The organism is Streptomyces sp. RPT161, assembly GCF_027533845.1.
Lineage (GTDB): Bacteria > Actinomycetota > Actinomycetes > Streptomycetales > Streptomycetaceae > Streptantibioticus_A > Streptantibioticus_A silvisoli_A.
On sequence record NZ_JAPZVN010000048.1, the window covers coordinates 1 to 6045 of the forward strand.

Annotated in this window: 2 protein-coding genes; both read right to left on the bottom strand. The window is 65.3% G+C overall.

Annotated elements, in window-relative coordinates; translation table 11 throughout:
* On the bottom strand, nucleotides 1-1858 hold a 1858-nt coding region (locus tag O5O46_RS34720), incomplete at its 3' end, for a type I polyketide synthase (RefSeq protein WP_443072702.1).
* 26 nt (nucleotides 1859-1884) lie between these two features.
* Nucleotides 1885-6045: an SDR family NAD(P)-dependent oxidoreductase gene (locus O5O46_RS34725; RefSeq protein ID WP_269859675.1), complete on the bottom strand. Its 4161-nt coding sequence runs from the start codon at nucleotides 6043-6045 to the stop codon at nucleotides 1885-1887.

Below are 6045 nucleotides of genomic sequence, written 5' to 3' on the forward strand. Positions count from 1 at the left end.
CGAGCACCTGATCCAACGACCAGTCCACAAACGGCGCCAGCGCCTGAGCACACTCACCCATCACCTCAGCGAACACCGGGGAGGACTCCAGCATGCCTTGAGCCATACCAACCCACTGCGCACCCTGACCAGGGAACACAAACACCACCTGGCCACCAGCCCGAGCAGTGCCCCGCACCACCCCAGCAGCCGACTCCCCAGCAGCAACGGCCCGCAGCCCGGATATCAACTCATCACGGTCACTTCCCACCAGCACGGCACGGTGATCGAACACCGCACGCGAACTGACCAGCGACCACCCCACATCCACCGCACGCAACGACGAATCCGACTCCACGAACTCCAGCAAGCGGCCTGCCTGCGCCCGCACCGCCTCAACCGACTTCCCCGACAACACCCACGGCACCACACCACCCACACTGAAGGCACCAACGTCAGAAGAGGTTTCGGTGCTGGATGGAGTATCCGACGTGATGTCGGCGGGGGCTTCGAGGATGACGTGCGCGTTCGTTCCACTGACACCGAACGACGACACTCCGGCCCGACGAGGATGGTCCGTCTCCGGCCAAGGGGCGGCCTCGGTCAGCAACCGCACATCGCCCTGGGACCAGTCCACTTGGGCGGACGGCTGATCCACATGCAGCGTCTTGGGAAGCACCCCGTGTCGCATGGCCATGACCATCTTGATCACACCCGCCACGCCCGCCGCGGCCTGGGTGTGACCGATGTTGGACTTCAACGACCCCAGCCACAACGGCTGCCCCTCGACACGGTCCTGGCCGTACGTGGCCAGCAACGCCTGAGCCTCAATCGGGTCACCGAGCCGAGTCCCCGTCCCATGAGCCTCCACCACATCGACCTCAGCAGGAGAAAGCCCAGCCGCGGCCAACGCCTGACGAATCACCCGCTGCTGCGACGGACCATTCGGCGCCGTCAACCCGTTCGAAGCGCCATCCTGGTTGACCGCACTCGAGCGAAACACCGCCAACACCTCGTGGCCGTGACGGCGAGCATCGGACAACCGCTCCATCACCACCATTCCGACGCCTTCGCCCCATCCGGCGCCGTCGGCGGCGTCGGCGAACGACTTGCACCGCCCGTCCGCGGCCGTACCACCCTGCACCGTGAACCCGATGAACGTGTGGGGTGTGGACATCACCGTGACGCCACCGGCCAGGGCCAGCGTGCACTCCTTCGCCCGCAACGCCTGCGCGGCGAAGTGCATCGCCACCAACGACGAAGAACAGGCCGTGTCCACGCTCACCGCGGGCCCCTCAAGGCCCAACGTGTAAGCCACACGGCCAGAGATCACGCTACCCGCCCCGCCCGTGAGCGCGTGGCCCTGCAGCTGCTCATCAGAACGAGTTACCAGATCGGCGTATCCCATCTGGTACGCGCCGGCGAAAACCCCGGTCGGGCTCCCCGCCAACGACACCGGATCGATACCAGCCTGTTCCAACGCTTCCCAAGACACCTCCAGCAGCAACCGCTGCTGAGGATCAGTAGCCAGCGCCTCCCGCGGGGAGATCCGGAAGAACGCCGCATCGAACTCGTCTACACCGTCGACAAAGCCACCCTCACTCGTCGCCGACGCCCCTGACCCGGGCCCGTCAGTGCCCAGCAGCGCGTCCAGATCCCAGCCACGATCAGTAGGGAACGGCGCAATGCCATCGATCCCGTTACTGACCAGCCGCCACAGATCGTCCGGACCCGACACCCCACCAGGGAACCGGCACGCCATCCCCACGATCGCGATCGGATCGTTCGTGGCATCTGTCAGGGCCTTGTTCTCCTGACGCAAGCGACTATTGGCCAGCAACGAAGCTCGGAGGGCCTCCGTCAACTTGTCCACAGACACAGCCATCGTTAGCTCCCGGTCGTCATTCATTCATCGCGAAGTGCGATATCGATGAGGTCGTCGACATCCGCTGCGAGCAAGGTCGCTTCGTCTTCCTGTTCCGAAACACTCAGTTCGTCACCGTTGCTGGCGAGTTCGAGCAAAGCATCGAGCAAACGGGCTTTCCTCAACCTGGCCAATGGAATGGAGTGGAGAGCCCTGCGAATTGCTGCCTCGGATGGGTCGTCTGGTTCGGGCGTCTGGTCGTACCCGAACAAGGTGTCCACGTAGCTGGCCAAACGGGTGACGGTCGGGTAGTCGAACACCACACTGGACGCCAGAGCGACACCCGTCTTGGACTGCAGCAGATTGCGCAGCTCGACCGACGTCAGTGAGTCGAATCCCAGCTCGCTGAACGGCTGGTCGCTGTCGATCTGTGCGCTCGAAGCGTGCCCCAGCACGGCCGCGGCGGAATCCCGCACCAGACCGACCAGCACCTTTTCACGGTCCACACGAGACAGACCGGCCAGCCGCTGCTCCAGGCCCTCACGACCATCCCGGGTGTTGTCGGCGGCACGCCGGAGCACACCGCCGACCAACGACCGCCACAGGGCCGGCACATCCTGCTGAGCACGCAGCGCCAGCGGGTTCAGCCGGGCCAGTCCCAGGACCGGGTGACCAGTGCGCACCGCCCGATCGAACAGTTCCATGCCCTGGGACACGGACAACGGCGGCATGGCCGAACGAGCGATCCGCTCGAGATCGATCTCAGACAACGTGCCCACCAAACCGACCTCGGTCGTCCAAGCACCCCAGGCCATCGAGAGGCCCGGCAAACCTTGGTTGCGGCGCTGCTGCATCAACACGTCCAAGAACACATTGCCTGCGGCGTAGTTGCCCTGTCCCCCGCTACCCAGGTGCCCCGCGAGCGAAGAGAAAGCCACGAACATCGACAGGTTCAGGTCTCGGGTCAGTTCGTGCAGGTTCCAGGCAGCGTCCACCTTGGGTGCCAGTACCCGGTCCAGTTGCTCCCGCGACAGGGAGCCGATCACACCGTCCTCGAGAACACCCGCGGTGTGCACCACGCCGCTGACCGGGTAATCGGGCGACACCGACGCCAGCACCTCGGCCAAAGCCTGCCGATCTGTCACATCGCATGCAGTGACCACCGCTGCGGCGCCTTGCTCCGCCAGCTCCGCCACCAGCTCCGTAATGCCCGGAGCGTCCATTCCACGCCGGCTCACCAGCAACAGGTGCCGAACGCCGTGCTCGCGGACGAGATGCCGCGCCACAACGCCGCCCAAGCCACCAGCACCAGTGATCACGACCGTGCCCGTCGCGTCCAGGACCGGCTCCGGTGGTGTGGGGATGGTCAGAACCAGCTTGCCCACGTGCTTGGCCTGGCTCATGAACCGGAAGGCATCCTGCCCCTGGCGCACGTCCCAGCTCGTGACCGGCAACGGCCGCAACACACCAGCCTCGAACAGGCTTACCAGCTCCCGCAGCATCTCCTGGATACGGTCAACACCGGCATCCATCAGCTCGAAGGCCCGATAGACCACCCCGGCAGGCAGGTCCTGTGCCGACCGGATATCGGTCTTGCCCATCTCCACAAACCGCCCGCCAGCAACCAACACATCCAGCGAGGCGTCCACGAACTGCCCCGCCAGGGAGTTGAGCACCACATCCACACCGCGGCCGGCCGTAGCGGCACGGAAGCTCTCCCTGAAGGTCAGGTCCCGTGAAGACGCCACCTGGCCTTCCAAGAGGCCCCACTCGTGCAGCACACGCCACTTCGCTTCACTTGCGGTGGCGTAAACGTCGGCACCGAAGTGCTGGGCAAGCTGGATGGCCGCCAGGCCCACACCACCAGCACCGGCATGCACCAGAACCGACTCACCAGCGCGCAGGCCCGCAAGATCCACCAGCCCGTAATAAGCCGTCAGGAACACAATCGGCATCGAGGCGGCAGTCGTGAACGACCAATCCGGCGGGATCACGACCAGCAGTCGTTGGTCAGTCACCGCAACGGGCCCGATGCTCCCGAACGCCAACCCCATGACCCGATCACCGACCTTCAGGCCGGTCACCTCAGGCCCGAGCTCAGCGATCACGCCCGCTACCTCGCTGCCCAAGGGGCCAGCCTCACCGGGATACATTCCCAGGGCGTTGAGCACATCTCGGAAGTTCAGGCCCGCCGCCCGAACCTGAATCCGAACCTCCCCGGGCCTCAGCGCATCGGCCAGTTCAGGACAGGGCACCAACGCCAGATTCTCCAGTGTGCCCTTCTCCGTGAAGTCAAGTCGCCATGGCATGTCCGATGAGGGGATCGGGAGTTCATCGGTGGGGCTGATCCGAGTCAGGCGAGCGCCGTGGAGTTGGCGTTGACGTAACGTCAGTTGCGGTTCATCCGCAGCGAGCACCTGGCCCAGCACCGCAGCATCCAGCTCGGTGTCGGTGTCTAGCAGAATGAACCGGCCCGGGTTCTCCGTCTGCGCCGAACGCACCAAACCCCACACCGCAGCCGCAGCCAAATCCGACACCGACTCACCAGACCGAGTAGCAACCGCACCCCGAGTCCACACAACCAACGGCACCCTGGCTAACCGCTCCGCACCCAACCAGTGCTGCACCTGCCGCAACACCCACCCGGTCAGCTCGTGGGTTGAGTCCACCACCGCGTGCGGGTCCCCGGCCACGGCCAGCACAACCGCCTGCGGAACCCCGGCCCCGTCCTCCAAAGCGGCATCGGCCGCCTCCAAGGAGGTGTACACAGCGTCCACCGAGCCACCCCGGTCGACCACCACCCACTCCTGCACAGGAAGAGCGGACGGGGTGGGGATATCGATCCACTCCATCCTCAGCAAAGACCCATCGCCCGTGCTCGTGGCGATGCTGCCAGCTGCAACCGGCCGTACGGTCAGCGAACCGATCGACAACACCGGCAACCCCGTGCTGTCCGCAATCGCAATCGCCACCTCATCCGAACCGGTACGAGTCAACGCGACCCGCAGCCGCGACGCGCCGGAAGCGCGCAACACCACATCAGTGAAGCTGAACGGCAAGCCTCCGCCCTGAGCCGAGTCCAACCCGGCGAAAACCGTCGCGTGCAACGCCGCATCCAACAAAGCCGGATGGATCCCGAACGACTCCGCCAGAGCAGACTCAGGGAGTTCAACCTCTGCGAGGATCTGATCCCCGCTCTTCCACGCCTTACTCAGCCCCCGGAATACGGGGCCGTAGACGAGGAACCCGTCATCACTCAGCTGCTCGTAGAAACGGGTGGTATCCAGTTCCGCAACACCTGGCACAGGCCACGCCTGACTCACCCAGTCAAACTCGCCACCGGCCTGGTCTTGATCGGCGTGTGGTGCGGTAGCACTCATCACGCCGGTGGCGTGTCGGGTCCAGGTCTCCTGCCCGTCCAGGCGCGCGTACACCGCCACGCTCCGCCGCCGCGGCCCGGCCGCCGCGGGGGTATCGGCATCGCCAACCACGACCTGGACCTGCACCCCGCCCTGAGCGGGCAACACTAGCGGGGCTTCCAAAACCAGCTCATCCAGTCGGTCACAACCCACACTGTCACCAGCACGGATGGCCAACTCGACATACCCAGTGCCGGGGAAGATCACGGTGCCTTGCACCGCGTGATCGGCGAGCCACGGGTGCGTGCGCAGCGACAGGCGACTGGTGAACACCACACCATCCGTCTGCGGCAACGACAACATCGCCCCAAGCAGCGGGTGCTCGGCAGAACTCAACCCCGCCGCAGTGACATCGGCCGACCCACTGGCCGTATCGGGCCAGAAGCGCTGCCGCTGGAACGCATACGTCGGCAACCCCACCCGCACAGCACCACAACCAGCAAAAAGCGTGGCCCACTCCACCGCCACGCCATGCGCATACACTTGCGCCACCGCGAAGACCACACGCCGGAGGTCCCCCTCACCACGACGCAGCGTCCCTGCAGTCACTGCGGCATCCTCGTGTTGGTCCACAATGTCCTGGACCGCGGGAAGCAGCACCGGATGCGGACTGACCTCAATCACCGCGCTGGCACCGGCATCCAAAGCAGCCGTCAAAGCCTTCTCAAACAACACCGTATTCCGCAGATTCCGGTACCAGTACTCCGCGCCCCACGACGCGGTGTCCATCAACTCTCCGGTCACCGACGAATACACCGGCACCCCAGACGGCTGCGGGGTAAT